The sequence below is a fragment of the Neisseria sp. P0020.S005 genome (assembly GCF_051957055.1).
Classification (GTDB): Bacteria; Pseudomonadota; Gammaproteobacteria; order Burkholderiales; family Neisseriaceae; genus Neisseria; species Neisseria subflava_A.
On record NZ_JBQCWV010000007.1, the window covers coordinates 17,726 to 33,496 of the forward strand.

Below are 15,771 nucleotides of genomic sequence, written 5' to 3' on the forward strand. Positions count from 1 at the left end.
TCAGACGGCCTTGATTTACTTCAGGCCGTCTGAAAAAAACATTACGAAAAGGGAACAGATTGATGACGGAAAACGAGCGTTTTGCTTGGTTGCAACTGGCATTTACGCCCTATATCGGCGCAGAAAGTTTTTTGGTGCTGTTGCAGCAATTCGGTAGCGCACAAGCTGCCTTGAATGCGCCGGCAGATAGAATTGCCGCGTTGGTACGCCATAAACAGGCAGCCGAATCGTGGCGCAATGAGGACAAACGGGCTTTGGCGCAGCGGTCTGCCGAAGCCGCTTTACAATGGGAAACGCAGGACGGTTGCCGTTTGTTGCTGCTGCAAGATGATGATTTCCCCGAAATGCTGACACAAGGCATTACCGCGCCGCCGGTCTTGTTTTTACGCGGCAATGCAGAGCTGCTGCACACACCTTCTGCCGCGATTGTCGGCAGCCGCCATGCCACGCCGCAGGCAATGCGGATTGCCAAAGATTTCGGCAGGGCGTTGAGCGAAAAAGGCATTCCCGTCGTATCGGGTATGGCTTCGGGTATCGATACCGCCGCCCATCAGGGGGCATTGCAGGCAGATGGCGGCACCATCGCCGTCTGGGGAACCGGTATAGACCGCATTTATCCGCCGTCCAATAAAAACCTTGCTTATGAAATTGCCGAAAGGGGATTGATTGTCAGCGAGTTCCCTTTAGATACGCGTCCGTTTGCAGGCAACTTTCCGCGCCGCAACCGTTTGATTGCCGCATTGTCGCAGCTGACATTGGTGGTCGAGGCGGCATTGGAATCCGGCTCATTGATTACTGCCAAGCTGGCGGCGGAGATGGGGCGCGAAGTGATGGCGGTGCCCGGTTCGATAGACAATCCGCACAGCAAAGGCTGTCACAAGCTGATTAAAGACGGGGCAAAACTGGTGGAATGTCTGGACGATATTCTCCATGAGTGTCCGCAGCTATTGCAAAATACGCCTGTTCCATCATATTCTATAAATAAGACGGTAAAACTGAAAAACGATCGAACCAAACATCTGCAACAAAAAATAATAGCGGATGAACCGCAAAGGCCGTCTGAAAACCTATCTGCCGCCCCATCAACAAGCGCTTTATTGGAAGCAATGGGTTACGACCCGATACACCCCGATATTTTGGCGCAACAAACCAATACGGCAGCAGCAGACGTGTACGCACAGCTTTTGGAATACGAACTTGACGGTATTGTTGCCGCCTTACCGGGCGGCCGTTATCAGCGTGTCAAAGCATAAATTATCTATATTTAAGGAACCAGCATGACCGAAGTCATTGCCTATTTAATCGAACACTTCCAAGATTTCGACAATTGTCCGCCTCCGGAGGATTTGGGTCGCCTCTTGGAAGATGCGGGTTTTGATGCTACGGAAATCGGCAATACATTGATGATGATGGAAGTCTTGTTCAATACGTCCGAATTCTATGCCGAGCCGTTTAACAGCGACTCCCTGCGCGTATTTTGCCGTGAAGAAGCTGAAAACCTGCCGCAGGAAGTCATGGGCTTGATGCAGTATTTGGTTACCGAACACGCAATTACTTATGAGCAACGCGAAATCGTCATTCACGCCCTGATGCACATTCCATCGGACGAAATCACCCTCGATACCGCCAAAGTGTTGGTATTGTTGGTGTTGTGGATGCATAAGAGCGAGTTGCCCGTCCTGATAGGCGATGACTTGATGAGTGCGTTGACCGGACAAAACGTGATGCACTAAACCTTTTTTCAGACGGCCTCAATAATAAAGGCCGTCTGAAACATAAATCCAATACATCCAAAAGAGAACAATAATGGCGAAAAACCTATTAATCGTCGAATCCCCGTCCAAAGCCAAAACCCTGAAAAAATATCTGGGCGGTGATTTTGAAATCTTGGCGTCTTACGGCCACGTCCGTGATTTGGTTCCGAAAAGCGGAGCAGTCGATCCCGACAATGGCTTTGCCATGAAATACCAACTGATCAGCCGCAACAGCAAACACGTCGATGCCATCGTTGCCGGTGCCAAAGAAGCTGAAAACATCTACCTCGCAACCGACCCGGATAGGGAAGGCGAAGCCATTTCTTGGCATCTTTTGGAAATCCTTAAATCCAAACGCGGCCTGAAAAACATCAAGCCGCAGCGTGTCGTGTTCCACGAAATCACCAAAAACGCCGTGCTCGATGCGGTTGCCCATCCGCGCGAAATCGAAATGGACTTGGTCGATGCGCAACAAGCCCGTCGTGCGTTGGATTATTTGGTCGGTTTTAACCTCTCGCCATTGTTGTGGAAAAAAATCCGCCGCGGTTTGAGCGCAGGCCGTGTACAAAGCCCTGCTTTGCGCCTGATTTGTGAGCGCGAAAACGAAATCCGCGCGTTTGAAGCGCAGGAATATTGGACGGTACATCTCGACAGCCACAAAGGCCGCAGTAAGTTCACCGCCAAACTGGCCCAATACAACGGCGCAAAACTCGAACAATTCGACCTGCCGAATGAAGCCGCGCAAGCCGACGTGTTGAAAGAACTCGAAGGCAAAGAAGCTGTCGTTACCGCCATTGAAAAGAAAAAGCGCAGCCGCAATCCCGCCGCGCCGTTCACCACTTCTACTATGCAGCAGGATGCCGTGCGCAAACTCGGTTTTACCACCGACCGCACCATGCGTACTGCCCAACAGCTTTATGAAGGTATAGACGTAGGGCAGGGTGCCATCGGTCTGATTACCTATATGCGTACCGACAGCGTGAATTTGGCTGATGAAGCGTTAACTGAAATTCGCCATTACATCGAAAACAAAATCGGCAAAGAATATCTGCCGAGTTCGGCCAAGCAGTACAAAACCAAATCCAAAAACGCCCAAGAAGCACACGAAGCGATCCGTCCGACTTCCGTGTACCGCACGCCCGAAAGCGTCAAACCCTTCTTGAGCGCAGATCAGTTCAAACTCTATCAAATGATTTGGCAACGTACCGTCGCCTGTCAGATGACGCCCGCCAAATTCGACCAAACCACCGTCGATATTACCGTCGGCAAAGGCGTATTCCGCGTAACCGGACAAGTGCAGACTTTCGCAGGCTTTTTGAGCGTGTATGAAGAAAGCAGCGATGACGAAGAGAGCGAAGACAGCAAAAAACTGCCCGAAATGAGTGAAGGCGACAAACTGCCTGTGGACAAACTCTACGGCGAGCAACACTTCACCACCCCGCCGCCGCGCTACAACGAAGCCACGCTGGTTAAAGCCCTTGAAGAATACGGTATCGGCCGCCCTTCAACCTACGCCAGTATTATTTCCACGCTCAAAGACCGCGAATATGTTACCCTTGAGCAAAAACGCTTCATGCCCACCGACACAGGCGACATCGTCAATAAATTCTTGACCGAACACTTCGCCCAATACGTCGATTACCACTTTACCGCCAAACTTGAAGACCAGCTTGACGAAATTGCCAACGGCAAACGCCAATGGATTCCCGTTATGGATAAATTCTGGAAGCCGTTTATCAAGCAAGTGGAAGAAAAAGAGGGTATCGAACGCGCCAAATTTACCACGCAGGAACTTGACGAAACCTGTCCGAAATGCGGCGAGCACAAACTGCAAATCAAATTTGGCAAAATGGGTCGTTTCGTCGCCTGCGCCGGCTATCCCGAGTGCAGCTACACGCGCAACGTCAACGAAACTGCTGAAGAAGCCGCCGAGCGCATAGCGAAAGCCGAGGCAGAACAAGCCGAACTTGACGGACGCGAATGCCCTAAATGCGGCGGTCGCCTAGTGTACAAATACAGCCGCACTGGCAGCAAATTCATCGGCTGCGCCAACTATCCGAAATGCAAACACGTTGAACCGCTGGAAAAACCGAAAGATACCGGCGTCCAGTGCCCACAATGTAAAAAAGGCAACCTCGTCGAGCGTAAATCCCGCTACGGCAAACTGTTTTACAGTTGCAGCACCTATCCGGATTGTAACTACGCCACATGGAACCCACCCATTGCAGAAACCTGTCCAAAATGCGCGTGGCCGGTATTGACCATCAAAACCACCAAACGCTGGGGCGTGGAAAAAGTCTGCCCGCAAAAAGAATGCGGCTGGAAAGAACAGATTGAACCGCCTGCACCGAAAGAGTGAGATTAGGTCGGTTTAAAAGAGAAAAGGTCGTCTGAAAAATTTTCAGACGACCTTTGCTTTTCTGTGATTGGTTTATTTGAATCCGCGTGTCGTTTTAAAGTCCGATAAAATACGGTTCATTTTTGGTTCAAATAAGACAGAGAGCTTTGCAAGCATATAAGTTACTAAATTTTTAGCACATTTTTATACATCAAATTTCGTGAACAGGCTATTTTGCAAAGGTATCAAAATGTATTAGAGAAAAGGATAAAGAAGATAGTATAACCATCCTGTAGGAATTTCTGGTTGTTCATGTATTTCTGTACATTCTGAAGAGTTATAAATTTTGGTTAGCTTAAGTAGTTTCCAAAAATCAGAAGATTCACCATTCGATAAGCCTATTTCCTCTCTAGTTTCTTCTGCCATCATGGCTATATCTCGGGGAGTTAATAGTTGTAAATTGTTAAAACGATCTAATTTTTGTTGGATTTTATTCAGCCCTTTGAATTGTTCTAAATGTCTTGCTGCAATGCCACATTTTAAGTAAGTTTTGGCGTCATCATAATCGCTGCTGCAACCTATTAACGCTGTAAAAGAAAAGGCGAGTAATAAGATTTTAATTTTCATATTGATATCCCTTTATTAGACAAATGGAATAAAATTATAAGAGTTGGAATCTTGCCATTCTAGAAAGTAAAAGTTTAAAATCTATCCCAATAATACAACTATTTATACAGAAACTTTAATTTTATGGAAACTCACGAAAAGATCCGCTTGATACGCGAATTAAATAAATGGTCTCAGGAAGAAATGGCGGAAAAGTTAGCCATGTCTGCCGGTGGATACGCTAAGATTGAGCGAGGTGAGACACAATTGAATATTCCAAGACTAGAGCAGTTGGCGACTATCTTTAAAGTAGATATGTGGGATTTGTTGAAATCGGGTAATAACGGGATGGTTTTACAGATTAATGAAGGAGACAGTGGAGGCGATATCGCTTTATATGCTTCAAGTGATATGGCTATGAAATTGGAGTTGTTGAATCAGGAGTTAAAACATTGCCGGGAAATGCTGGAGCAGAAGGATAAGGAAATTGAGTTGTTGAGACAGCTGGCTGCTTCTGTGCAGAAGTAAAAGCCTAGGCCGTCTGAAAAATGATTTTCAGACGGCCTTGTTGTATCTAAAAGAATATGAAATACGGCTTGATAGCAGTTTCACTATATAATTGAGGCCGTCTGAAAAATCGGCATCTTTTAAGAATTATGGCAAATAACAAACATTCCAAACACAGCAATCAAGTACGTATCATTGGCGGACAATGCAGGGGGCGAAAGTTAACATTTTTATCTGCAGACGGTCTGCGCCCGACGCCTGACAGCGTGCGTGAAAAACTGTTTAACTGGTTGGGTCAGGATTTAACTGGAAAAACAATATTAGATTTATTCAGCGGCAGCGGTGCTTTGGGAATGGAGGCTGCTTCTCGTAATGCGGCAAAAGTGGTAATGGTCGATAACCACCGCCAAACAGTTCAAACGCTTCAGAAAAATATCCGTGAATTAGGTTTGAAACAGGTGGAAATCGAGTGTTCAGACGGCATGATTTATCTGACAAGGCCGTCTGAAAAATTTGATGTCATATTTCTTGATCCGCCATTTGCATGGGAAGATTGGCAAAATCTGTTTATCCGATTGCAAAGCCACTTGAAAAATGGGGCAATGGTCTATATTGAAGCAGGGAAGCTGCCTGAAAAACCGGATTGGCTGGAAGTTTATCGGGAAGGAAAGGCGGGAATGAGTAGGTTTGAATTGTTACTCTATTCGCAAGTTGCTGAATAGTATAGAATTTGAGAATCATTCCCAAGGTGTAAAACATTCTTTCAAACGGATTGTTCCGACGTCATTTGTGCTATAATCCGCGCCCAATCGGTTTTGATAATTTAAGAAAAAAGGAAATAGAAATGTCGCTCTTTATTACAGATGAGTGCATTAACTGCGATGTGTGCGAACCGGAATGTCCAAATGATGCCATTTCGCAAGGTGAAGAAATTTACGAAATCAATCCAAATTTGTGTACGCAATGTGTAGGCCATTACGATGAGCCTCAGTGTCAACAGGTATGCCCTGTCGATTGTATCTTGATCGATGAAGAGCATCCTGAAACGCACGAAGAACTGATGGCTAAGTACGAAAAAATCATTCAGTTTAAATAAATAGTGTTTAAAAGCAAAAGCTTGTATATTTTTAAAGAAATAAATGAAAAAAAATCTTGACGGAAATCTGAGTTGCCAATAAACTGACGTTCTCTTTTGGAGGGATTCCCGAGCGGTCAAAGGGGGCAGACTGTAAATCTGTTGCGTGAGCTTCGAAGGTTCGAATCCTTCTCCCTCCACCAAAAATTCTTACTTGGAGCAAAAAAGTGAGTATGCGGGTGTAGCTCAATGGTAGAGCAGAAGCCTTCCAAGCTTACGGTGAGGGTTCGATTCCCTTCACCCGCTCCAAACAATTTCGCCCATGTAGCTCAGGGGTAGAGCACTCCCTTGGTAAGGGAGAGGTCGGCAGTTCAAATCTGCCCATGGGCACCATCTCATTATTACCCTTTATTTTCAAAAAGCTTAGATTATAGGATATTGCCATGGCTAAGGAAAAATTTGAACGTAGCAAACCGCACGTAAACGTTGGCACCATCGGTCACGTTGACCATGGTAAAACCACTCTGACTGCTGCTTTGACTACTATTTTGGCTAAAAAATTCGGTGGCGCTGCAAAAGCTTACGACCAAATCGACAACGCTCCTGAAGAAAAAGCCCGCGGTATTACCATTAATACCTCACACGTAGAATACGAAACTGAAACCCGTCACTACGCACACGTAGACTGCCCGGGCCACGCCGACTACGTTAAAAACATGATTACCGGTGCTGCCCAAATGGACGGCGCGATCTTGGTATGTTCCGCAGCTGACGGTCCTATGCCACAAACTCGCGAACACATCCTGTTGGCTCGCCAAGTAGGTGTACCTTACATCATCGTATTCATGAACAAATGCGACATGGTTGACGATGCCGAGCTGTTGGAACTGGTTGAAATGGAAATCCGTGACTTGTTGTCAAGCTACGACTTCCCAGGTGATGACTGCCCAATCGTACAAGGTTCTGCACTGAAAGCTTTGGAAGGTGACGCTGGTTACGAAGAAAAAATCTTCGAATTGGCTGCTGCCTTGGACAGCTACATCCCAACACCTGAGCGTGCTGTGGACAAACCTTTCTTGTTACCTATCGAAGACGTATTCTCTATCTCTGGCCGTGGTACAGTAGTAACCGGTCGTGTAGAGCGCGGTATCATCCACGTTGGTGATGAGATCGAAATCGTAGGTCTGAAAGAAACTCAAAAAACCACTTGTACCGGTGTTGAAATGTTCCGCAAACTGCTGGACGAAGGTCAAGCAGGTGACAACGTAGGCGTATTGCTGCGTGGTACTAAACGTGAAGACGTAGAACGTGGTCAAGTATTGGCTAAACCAGGTACTATCACTCCTCACACCAAATTCAAAGCAGAAGTATACGTACTGAGCAAAGAAGAGGGTGGTCGTCACACTCCATTCTTCGCTAACTACCGTCCACAATTCTACTTCCGTACTACTGACGTAACTGGTGCAGTTACTTTGGAAGAAGGCGTAGAAATGGTAATGCCAGGTGAGAACGTAACCATTACTGTAGAACTGATTGCGCCAATCGCTATGGAAGAAGGTCTGCGCTTTGCGATTCGCGAAGGTGGTCGTACCGTAGGTGCGGGTGTGGTTTCTTCTGTAATCGCTTAAGTTTAGAGGCCAATAGCTCAATTGGTAGAGTATCGGTCTCCAAAACCGAGGGTTGGGGGTTCGAGACCCTCTTGGCCTGCCAAATAAAAAATTAACCGGCCTTGTGCCGGTTAATTTTTTTGTACTTAAGTTTTAAGATTATTTGGAATTAATTAATGGATCAATGCCACTATCTAAAATGAGGGCGGGTGGGGTATTGATAAGTGAGTAAAGATGACAGAACATCCGTCTGGACGCAAAGAAGACCATCATAAAAAGGAAGTTGTGGTAAGTAATAAGCCGGCTCCTGAAAAGAAAGAAGGTCTGTTTGCATATTTTAAGAGCTCTTGGACTGAGTTCAAGAAGGTAGTTTGGCCGAGTCGTGATGAAGCGGTCAAAATGACTGTATTCGTGATTATCTTCGTTGCAGTTTTAGCAGCCTTCATTTATGCGGCAGATACAATTATTTCATGGTTGTTTTTTGATGTTTTATTAAATAGGAAAGGGTAAAGATGTCAAAGCGTTGGTATGTGGTGCAGGCCTATTCCGGTTTCGAGAAAAATGTTCAAAAAACATTGAAAGAGCGTATTGCTCGTGAAAACATGGAAGAATATTTCGGTCAGATTCTCGTTCCTGTAGAGGAAGTGGTAGATATCAAGAATGGCCGAAAAACCATCAGTGAGCGTAAATTCTATCCAGGCTATGTGTTGGTCGAAATGGAAATGACCGATGATTCATGGCACTTGGTTAAGAGTACCCCTCGAGTAAATGGTTTTGTAGGTGGTAGCGGAAATCGTCCAATCCCAATTTCTCAAAAAGATGCAGATGCTATTTTGCAACAAGCCAAAACAGGTGTTGAGAAGCCAAAACCAAAAGTTGAATTTGAGGTTGGTCAGCAGGTTCGTGTGAATGAAGGCCCATTTGCTGATTTCAATGGAATTGTTGATGAAGTTAACTACGAGCGTAATAGACTGCGTGTTTCAGTTCAGATTTTTGGTCGTGAAACACCGGTTGAATTAGAGTTCGGTCAGGTTGAAAAGATTTAAGTGGTTTAATTCGCTTGAAAATTTTTTTTTAAGCGGATATAATCGCAAATTCTGTTTGGGAAGCGGAATGGTTCCGCGTTATACCCGTTTTTAGGAGTCCTTAAGTGGCAAAGAAAATTATCGGCTACATCAAACTGCAAATTCCTGCAGGTAAAGCCAATCCATCTCCCCCAGTTGGTCCTGCTTTGGGTCAGCGTGGTTTGAACATCATGGAATTCTGTAAAGCATTTAATGCTGCAACCCAAGGTATGGAACCTGGTTTGCCAATTCCAGTCGTGATTACTGCATTTGCAGATAAATCATTCACTTTTGTGATGAAAACTCCACCGGCTTCTATCTTGTTGAAAAAAGCTGCTGGTCTGCAAAAAGGTAGTTCTAATCCTCTGACTAACAAAGTGGGTAAATTGACTCGCGCTCAGTTGGAAGAAATTGCTAAAACTAAAGAGCCTGATTTGACTGCTGCTGACTTGGATGCGGCTGTTCGTACTATCGCAGGTTCTGCTCGCTCAATGGGCTTGGACGTGGAGGATGTTGTATAATGGCTAAAGTATCTAAACGCTTGAAAGCTCTGCGCTCTTCTGTTGAAGCTAACAAACTGTACGCAATCGACGAAGCAATTGCTTTGGTTAAAAAAGCTGCTACTGCTAAATTTGACGAGTCTGTTGATGTATCTTTCAACTTGGGTGTTGATCCTCGTAAATCTGACCAAGTTATTCGTGGTTCAGTCGTTCTGCCTAAAGGTACCGGTAAAACAACTCGCGTAGCTGTATTTACCCAAGGTGCAAATGCAGATGCTGCTAAAGAAGCTGGTGCAGATATTGTCGGTTTTGAAGATCTGGCCGCTGAAATCAAAGCTGGTAACCTGAACTTTGACGTTGTTATTGCTTCTCCTGATGCAATGCGTATCGTTGGTCAATTGGGTACTATCTTAGGTCCTCGTGGTCTGATGCCAAACCCTAAAGTAGGTACTGTTACTCCTAACGTTGCTGAAGCAGTTAAAAATGCAAAAGCAGGTCAAGTACAATACCGTACAGATAAAGCCGGTATCGTTCATGCAACTATCGGTCGTGCTTCTTTCGCTGAAGCTGACTTGAAAGAAAACTTCAATGCGTTGCTGGATGCTATCGTTAAAGCCAAACCTGCTGCTGCTAAAGGCCAGTACCTGAAAAAAGTTGCTGTATCCAGCACTATGGGTTTGGGTGTTCGCGTTGATACTGCAAGCGTGAACAACTAAGAAATTTTCAGGTGATCCGGTTTTCTGGATTACCTGAATTTGGGCTACTTAAAATTAAGTAGATGTCCAAGACCGTAGGGATCGTAAGATTTAATCGTAACTGCCCTACGCAGACGGTAGTCCTGAAACACATTGCAAGATTGCTTGTAAGATGTCTTTTTAGGTTACCGCGCTGGTGGGATATCATTTCGGTATCCTGTTTATAAACAGTGGGAGGTAGACCTTGAGTCTCAATATTGAAACCAAGAAAGTGGCCGTAGAGGAAATTAGCGCAGCAATTGCTAACGCACAAACTCTCGTAGTCGCTGAATATCGCGGTATCAGTGTTTCCAGCATGACTGAGCTTCGTGCAAATGCACGTAAAGAAGGCGTTTACTTGCGCGTTCTGAAAAATACTCTGGCTCGTCGTGCAGTAGAGGGTACTTCATTCGCAGATTTGGCCGATCAAATGGTTGGTCCATTGGTTTATGCTGCTTCTGAAGATGCTGTTGCTGCTGCTAAAGTGCTGCACCAATTCGCGAAAAAAGATGACAAAATTATCATTAAAGCCGGTTCTTACAATGGCGAAGTAATGGATGCTGCTCAGGTTGCTGAGTTGGCTTCTATTCCAAGCCGCGAAGAGCTGTTGTCCAAACTGTTGTTCGTTATGCAAGCTCCTGTATCAGGCTTTGCACGTGGTTTGGCTGCTTTGGCAGAGAAAAAAGCTGGCGAAGAAGCCGCTTAATCGATTTTGTTTCATTTAATCAATTATTTTTTAATACAATATTTGGAGTATAAATAGCATGGCTATTACTAAAGAAGACATTTTGGAAGCCGTTGGTTCTTTGACCGTAATGGAATTGAACGACCTGGTTAAAGCTTTTGAAGAAAAATTTGGTGTTTCTGCTGCTGCAGTTGCAGTTGCAGGCCCTGCAGGTGCTGGTGCAGCTGCTGCTGAAGAAAAAACTGAATTTGACGTAGTATTGGCTTCTGCCGGTGATCAAAAAGTTGGCGTGATTAAAGTTGTCCGCGCTCTCACTGGCTTGGGTCTGAAAGAAGCTAAAGACATCGTTGACGGTGCACCTAAAACTCTGAAAGAAGGTGTTTCTAAAGCTGAAGCTGAAGACATCCAAAAACAACTGGAAGAAGCCGGCGCTAAAGTCGAAATCAAATAATTTGATGCTTCCTATGAAGGCTGGCAGTTTTCTGCCAGCCTTATTTTACTTCTTAAAATAAGCATCAGGCATTGTTTACATTTATTTGCATAGCCTTTATAAAATCATTGCAAATAAATGTAAATATCAGATTGATGCATGCCGTTGTTTCAGACGGCCTATTATTTAAAATTGCTTTTCGGAGTGTATATGAGCTATTCGTTTACCGAGAAAAAACGTATCCGTAAGAGTTTTGCAAAGCGAGAGAATGTCTTAGATGTTCCTTTCCTGCTGGCAACCCAAATTGATTCTTATGCGAAATTTTTGCAGCTGGAAAATGCTTTTGACCAACGCACTGATGATGGTCTGCAAGCAGCATTTAATTCTATTTTCCCGATTGTGAGCCATAACGGTTATGCGCGCTTGGAGTTTGTGCATTACACATTGGGCGAGCCTTTGTTCGATATTCCTGAATGTCAATTGCGCGGCATTACTTATGCGGCTCCATTGCGTGCCCGTATCCGTTTGGTGATTTTGGATAAAGAAGCATCTAAGCCGACTGTAAAAGAAGTTCGTGAAAACGAAGTGTATATGGGCGAAATCCCATTGATGACGCCAAGTGGCTCTTTTGTTATCAATGGTACTGAGCGCGTGATTGTTTCCCAGCTGCACCGTTCTCCTGGTGTGTTCTTTGAGCATGACCGTGGTAAAACACATTCTTCCGGTAAGCTGTTGTTCTCTGCTCGTATTATTCCTTACCGTGGTTCATGGTTGGATTTCGAATTTGATCCAAAAGATTTGCTGTATTTCCGTATCGACCGTCGCCGTAAAATGCCGGTTACGATTTTGTTGAAAGCTTTGGGCTACAACAATGAACAAATCTTGGATATTTTCTACGATAAAGAAACTTTCTATTTGTCTTCAAACGGTGTTCAAACTGATCTGGTTGCAGGCCGTCTGAAAGGTGAAACTGCCAAAGTTGATATATTGGATAAAGAAGGCAATGTACTGGTCGCCAAAGGTAAACGCATTACTGCGAAAAATATCCGTGATATTACCAATGCAGGCTTGACTCGTTTGGATGTAGAGCCAGAAAGCCTGATTGGCAAAGCATTGGCTGCCGACCTGATTGATCCGGAAACCGGCGAGGTATTGGCTTCTGCTAACGATGAAATTACAGAAGAACTGTTGGCTAAACTTGATATCCATGGCGTAAAAGAAATTACGACCCTTTATATCAATGAATTGGATCAAGGCGGTTACATCTCCAGCACTCTTCGTACAGACGAAACTGCTGATCAGCAAGCTGCACGCGTAGCGATTTACCGCATGATGCGTCCTGGCGAACCGCCTACCGAAGAAGCTGTTGAGCAGCTCTTCAACCGCTTGTTCTTCAGTGAAGACAGCTATGATTTGTCTCGCGTAGGCCGTATGAAATTTAATACGCGCACATACGAACAAAAATTGTCTGAAGCACAACAAAACTCTTGGTATGGCCGTTTGCTGAATGAAACTTTGGCCGGAGCAGCTGAAAAAGGCGGTTACGTTCTGAGTGTTGAAGACATCGTTGCTTCTATTGCTACATTGGTTGAACTGCGTAACGGTCATGGCGAAGTAGACGATATTGACCACTTGGGTAATCGTCGTGTTCGTTCTGTGGGTGAGTTGACTGAAAACCAATTCCGCAGCGGTTTGGCTCGTGTAGAACGTGCAGTTAAAGAGCGTTTGAACCAAGCAGAATCTGAGAACTTGATGCCGCATGACTTGATCAATGCGAAACCTGTTTCTGCTGCGATTAAAGAATTCTTCGGTTCCAGCCAATTGAGCCAATTTATGGATCAGACCAACCCATTGTCTGAAGTAACCCATAAACGCCGTGTATCTGCATTGGGTCCGGGCGGTTTGACTCGCGAACGTGCAGGCTTTGAGGTGCGAGACGTACATCCGACCCACTATGGCCGTGTATGTCCTATTGAAACACCTGAGGGTCCAAACATTGGTTTGATCAACTCATTGTCCGTTTATGCGCGTACCAATGATTATGGTTTCTTGGAAACCCCTTACCGCCGTGTTGTCGATGGTAAAGTAACTGAAGAAATCGACTACTTGTCTGCTATCGAAGAAGGCCGTTATGTGATTGCACAGGCGAATGCCGATTTGGACAAAGACGGCAATCTGATCGGCGACTTGGTTACTTGTCGTGAAAAAGGCGAAACCATTATGGCAACGCCTGACCGCGTTCAATATATGGACGTGGCAACAGGCCAAGTGGTATCCGTTGCAGCATCTCTGATTCCATTCTTGGAACATGATGACGCGAACCGTGCATTGATGGGTGCCAACATGCAACGTCAGGCTGTACCGTGTCTGCGCCCTGAAAAACCGATGGTTGGTACCGGTATCGAGCGATCTGTTGCCGTTGACTCTGCAACTGCAATCGTTGCCCGCCGCGGCGGTGTGGTTGAGTATGTAGATGCCAACCGTGTTGTAGTTCGTGTTCATGATGATGAAGCGACTGCCGGTGAAGTGGGTGTCGATATTTACAACTTGGTTAAATTCACCCGTTCTAACCAATCTACCAACATCAACCAACGTCCGGCCGTAAAAGCAGGCGATGTGTTGCAACGTGGTGACTTGGTGGCCGACGGTGCATCCACCGATTTGGGCGAGTTGGCTTTGGGTCAAAATATGACCATCGCCTTCATGCCATGGAACGGTTACAACTACGAAGACTCGATTCTGATTTCAGAAAAAGTGGCTGCGGACGATCGTTATACTTCGATTCACATTGAAGAACTGAACGTTGTTGCACGTGACACTAAACTGGGTGCGGAAGACATTACCCGCGATATTCCGAACTTGTCTGAGCGTATGCAAAACCGTTTGGATGAATCCGGTATCGTGTATATCGGTGCAGAAGTAGAAGCAGGTGACGTCTTGGTAGGTAAAGTAACACCTAAAGGCGAAACCCAACTGACTCCTGAAGAAAAACTGCTGCGTGCCATCTTCGGTGAAAAAGCATCTGACGTAAAAGATACTTCATTGCGTATGCCTACCGGCATGAGCGGTACCGTTATCGACGTTCAAGTCTTCACTCGTGAAGGTATCCAACGCGACAAACGTGCTCAATCCATTATTGATTCTGAATTGAAACGTTACCGTCAAGATTTGGGCGATCAATTGCGTATTTTCGATAATGACGCATTCGACCGTATCGAACGTATGATTGTGGGTCAAAAAGCTAATGGTGGTCCGATGAAGCTGGCTAAAGGCAGTGAAATCACTACCGAATATTTGGCAAGCCTGTCCAGCAAACATGATTGGTTTGACATCCGTCTGGCTGACGAAGACTTGGCCAAACAGTTGGAACTGATTAAATTGAGCCTGCAACAAAAACGCGAAGAAGCGGATGAGTTGTATGAGATCAAGAAGAAAAAACTGACCCAAGGCGACGAGTTGCAACCGGGCGTACAAAAAATGGTGAAAGTATTTATCGCCATCAAACGCCGTCTGCAAGCCGGTGACAAAATGGCGGGTCGCCACGGTAACAAAGGTGTGGTATCACGCATTCTGCCAGTGGAAGACATGCCTTACATGGCTGACGGCCGTCCGGTAGACATCGTACTGAACCCGTTGGGTGTACCTTCCCGTATGAACATCGGTCAGATTTTGGAAGTTCACTTGGGTTGGGCAGCAAAAGGTATCGGCGAACGCATCGACCGCATGCTGAAAGAGCAACGCAAAGCCAGCGAGTTGCGTGAATTCTTGAACAAACTCTACAACGGTAGCGGTAAGAAAGAAGATTTGGATAGCCTGACAGATGAAGAAATCATCGAATTGGCTTCCAACCTGCGCAAAGGTGCATCTTTCGCCTCTCCTGTATTCGACGGTGCGAAAGAGTCTGAAATCCGCGAAATGTTGAACTTGGCTTACCCAAGTGAAGATCCTGAGGTTGAGAAACTGGGCTTCAACGACAGTAAAACTCAAATCACGCTGTATGACGGCCGTTCAGGCGAAGCATTTGACCGCAAGGTTACAGTTGGTGTGATGCACTATCTGAAACTGCACCACTTGGTTGACGAAAAAATGCATGCCCGTTCTACCGGTCCATACAGTCTGGTTACCCAGCAACCTCTAGGCGGTAAAGCTCAGTTCGGTGGCCAACGTTTCGGTGAGATGGAGGTTTGGGCATTGGAAGCATACGGCGCGGCATACACGCTGCAAGAGATGCTGACTGTGAAGTCTGACGACGTGAACGGCCGTACCAAAATGTACGAAAACATCGTCAAAGGCGAACACAAAATCGATGCCGGTATGCCTGAATCCTTCAACGTATTGGTTAAAGAGATTCGCTCACTGGGCTTGGATATCGATTTGGAACGCTACTAAACAGAAGTTTTCAGACGGCCTTTTAAGGTCGTCTGAAAAAGCGGTTTCAGAATAAGAATGAAGCAATCGGCATTTAGGCCGT

Annotated in this window: 15 protein-coding genes and 4 tRNA genes; 18 read left to right on the forward strand and 1 reads right to left on the reverse strand. The window is 45.7% G+C overall.

All coding sequences use genetic code 11. The annotated features are described in order from the left end of the window. Nucleotides 1-62 precede the first annotated feature (62 nt). The 3 genes from dprA (at nt 63) to topA (ending at nt 4,113) form a co-directional block, all read left to right on the forward strand. A complete protein-coding gene (gene dprA / locus ACTHTU_RS06850) occupies nt 63-1,253 on the forward strand; it encodes a DNA-processing protein DprA (RefSeq protein ID WP_440362148.1) in 1,191 nt (396 codons plus the stop codon). Nucleotides 1,254-1,277: 24 nt separating this feature from the next. After that, nucleotides 1,278-1,733 carry a DUF494 family protein gene (locus ACTHTU_RS06855; RefSeq protein WP_003679497.1) on the forward strand — a complete coding sequence of 152 codons (456 nt, stop codon included), beginning with the start codon at nt 1,278-1,280 and terminating at the stop codon, nt 1,731-1,733. Nucleotides 1,734-1,806: 73 nt separating this feature from the next. Beyond that, nucleotides 1,807-4,113 carry a type I DNA topoisomerase gene (topA, locus tag ACTHTU_RS06860; protein ID WP_070836933.1) on the forward strand — a complete coding sequence of 769 codons (2,307 nt, stop codon included), beginning with the start codon at nt 1,807-1,809 and terminating at the stop codon, nt 4,111-4,113. Nucleotides 4,114-4,347: 234 nt separating this feature from the next. Here topA and ACTHTU_RS06865 read toward each other — a convergent pair whose 3' ends face one another. Next, nucleotides 4,348-4,719 (reverse strand): hypothetical protein, encoded by a 372-nt coding sequence (locus ACTHTU_RS06865; protein ID WP_070711750.1) that lies wholly within the window; start codon nt 4,717-4,719, stop codon nt 4,348-4,350. A 123-nt stretch (nt 4,720-4,842) separates the two neighbouring features. Here ACTHTU_RS06865 and ACTHTU_RS06870 point away from each other — a divergent pair, with 123 nt between their 5' ends. From ACTHTU_RS06870 to rpoB, 15 genes are all read left to right on the forward strand, one after another. Further along, complete coding sequence (locus ACTHTU_RS06870; protein WP_107867953.1) at nt 4,843-5,226, forward strand: helix-turn-helix domain-containing protein; 384 nt, start codon at nt 4,843-4,845, stop codon at nt 5,224-5,226. A gap of 128 nt (nt 5,227-5,354) precedes the next feature. Next, the gene (rsmD, locus tag ACTHTU_RS06875) at nt 5,355-5,927 is read left to right on the forward strand and encodes a 16S rRNA (guanine(966)-N(2))-methyltransferase RsmD (protein ID WP_107867952.1); all 573 of its coding nucleotides are present in this window, start codon (nt 5,355-5,357) and stop codon (nt 5,925-5,927) included. 122 nt (nt 5,928-6,049) lie between these two features. Then, nucleotides 6,050-6,301, forward strand: coding sequence for a YfhL family 4Fe-4S dicluster ferredoxin (locus tag ACTHTU_RS06880; RefSeq protein WP_003679513.1), 252 nt, complete (start codon nt 6,050-6,052; stop codon nt 6,299-6,301). Between the two features lie 98 nt (nt 6,302-6,399). Continuing rightward, a tRNA-Tyr gene (locus ACTHTU_RS06885) sits at nt 6,400-6,483 on the forward strand. A gap of 32 nt (nt 6,484-6,515) precedes the next feature. Next, a tRNA-Gly gene (locus tag ACTHTU_RS06890) sits at nt 6,516-6,589 on the forward strand. A gap of 9 nt (nt 6,590-6,598) precedes the next feature. Then, a tRNA-Thr gene (locus ACTHTU_RS06895) sits at nt 6,599-6,673 on the forward strand. Nucleotides 6,674-6,723: 50 nt separating this feature from the next. After that, a complete protein-coding gene (tuf, locus tag ACTHTU_RS06900; protein ID WP_004520187.1) occupies nt 6,724-7,908 on the forward strand; it encodes an elongation factor Tu in 1,185 nt (394 codons plus the stop codon). A gap of 6 nt (nt 7,909-7,914) precedes the next feature. Continuing rightward, nucleotides 7,915-7,990, forward strand: a tRNA-Trp gene (locus tag ACTHTU_RS06905). A gap of 131 nt (nt 7,991-8,121) precedes the next feature. Beyond that, on the forward strand, nt 8,122-8,397 hold the full coding sequence (gene secE / locus ACTHTU_RS06910) for a preprotein translocase subunit SecE (RefSeq protein ID WP_440362149.1): 276 nt from the start codon (nt 8,122-8,124) through the stop codon (nt 8,395-8,397). Nucleotides 8,398-8,399: 2 nt separating this feature from the next. Further along, the gene (gene nusG, locus ACTHTU_RS06915; RefSeq protein WP_003680697.1) at nt 8,400-8,933 is read left to right on the forward strand and encodes a transcription termination/antitermination protein NusG; all 534 of its coding nucleotides are present in this window, start codon (nt 8,400-8,402) and stop codon (nt 8,931-8,933) included. A gap of 104 nt (nt 8,934-9,037) precedes the next feature. After that, entirely contained in the window at nt 9,038-9,472 is a 435-nt protein-coding gene (rplK, locus tag ACTHTU_RS06920; protein WP_440362150.1) for a 50S ribosomal protein L11, read from the forward strand. Continuing rightward, nucleotides 9,472-10,167, forward strand: coding sequence for a 50S ribosomal protein L1 (gene rplA / locus ACTHTU_RS06925; RefSeq protein WP_003677918.1), 696 nt, complete (start codon nt 9,472-9,474; stop codon nt 10,165-10,167). Before rplK ends, rplA begins: the two co-directional genes overlap by 1 nt. Nucleotides 10,168-10,390: 223 nt before the next feature. Beyond that, complete coding sequence (gene rplJ, locus ACTHTU_RS06930) at nt 10,391-10,891, forward strand: 50S ribosomal protein L10 (RefSeq protein WP_070711968.1); 501 nt, start codon at nt 10,391-10,393, stop codon at nt 10,889-10,891. A 58-nt stretch (nt 10,892-10,949) separates the two neighbouring features. Further along, entirely contained in the window at nt 10,950-11,321 is a 372-nt protein-coding gene (gene rplL, locus ACTHTU_RS06935; RefSeq protein ID WP_070583257.1) for a 50S ribosomal protein L7/L12, read from the forward strand. A 189-nt stretch (nt 11,322-11,510) separates the two neighbouring features. Then, nucleotides 11,511-15,689 carry a DNA-directed RNA polymerase subunit beta gene (gene rpoB / locus ACTHTU_RS06940; RefSeq protein ID WP_293205226.1) on the forward strand — a complete coding sequence of 1,393 codons (4,179 nt, stop codon included), beginning with the start codon at nt 11,511-11,513 and terminating at the stop codon, nt 15,687-15,689. Nucleotides 15,690-15,771 lie beyond the last annotated feature (82 nt).

What these genes read in the sequence shown, in the direction of transcription:
- rplL (WP_070583257.1), top strand. Translation starts at nt 10,950, where the DNA reads ATGGCTATTACTAAAGAAGACATTTTGGAAGCCGTTGGTTCTTTGACC.
- tuf (WP_004520187.1), top strand. Translation starts at nt 6,724, where the DNA reads ATGGCTAAGGAAAAATTTGAACGTAGCAAACCGCACGTAAACGTTGGC.
- rpoB (WP_293205226.1), top strand. Translation starts at nt 11,511, where the DNA reads ATGAGCTATTCGTTTACCGAGAAAAAACGTATCCGTAAGAGTTTTGCA.
- topA (WP_070836933.1), top strand. Translation starts at nt 1,807, where the DNA reads ATGGCGAAAAACCTATTAATCGTCGAATCCCCGTCCAAAGCCAAAACC.
- dprA (WP_440362148.1), top strand. Translation starts at nt 63, where the DNA reads ATGACGGAAAACGAGCGTTTTGCTTGGTTGCAACTGGCATTTACGCCC.
- nusG (WP_003680697.1), top strand. Translation starts at nt 8,400, where the DNA reads ATGTCAAAGCGTTGGTATGTGGTGCAGGCCTATTCCGGTTTCGAGAAA.
- ACTHTU_RS06880 (WP_003679513.1), top strand. Translation starts at nt 6,050, where the DNA reads ATGTCGCTCTTTATTACAGATGAGTGCATTAACTGCGATGTGTGCGAA.
- ACTHTU_RS06870 (WP_107867953.1), top strand. Translation starts at nt 4,843, where the DNA reads ATGGAAACTCACGAAAAGATCCGCTTGATACGCGAATTAAATAAATGG.
- ACTHTU_RS06865 (WP_070711750.1), bottom strand. Translation starts at nt 4,719, where the DNA reads ATGAAAATTAAAATCTTATTACTCGCCTTTTCTTTTACAGCGTTAATA.
- rplA (WP_003677918.1), top strand. Translation starts at nt 9,472, where the DNA reads ATGGCTAAAGTATCTAAACGCTTGAAAGCTCTGCGCTCTTCTGTTGAA.
- rsmD (WP_107867952.1), top strand. Translation starts at nt 5,355, where the DNA reads ATGGCAAATAACAAACATTCCAAACACAGCAATCAAGTACGTATCATT.
- ACTHTU_RS06855 (WP_003679497.1), top strand. Translation starts at nt 1,278, where the DNA reads ATGACCGAAGTCATTGCCTATTTAATCGAACACTTCCAAGATTTCGAC.
- secE (WP_440362149.1), top strand. Translation starts at nt 8,122, where the DNA reads ATGACAGAACATCCGTCTGGACGCAAAGAAGACCATCATAAAAAGGAA.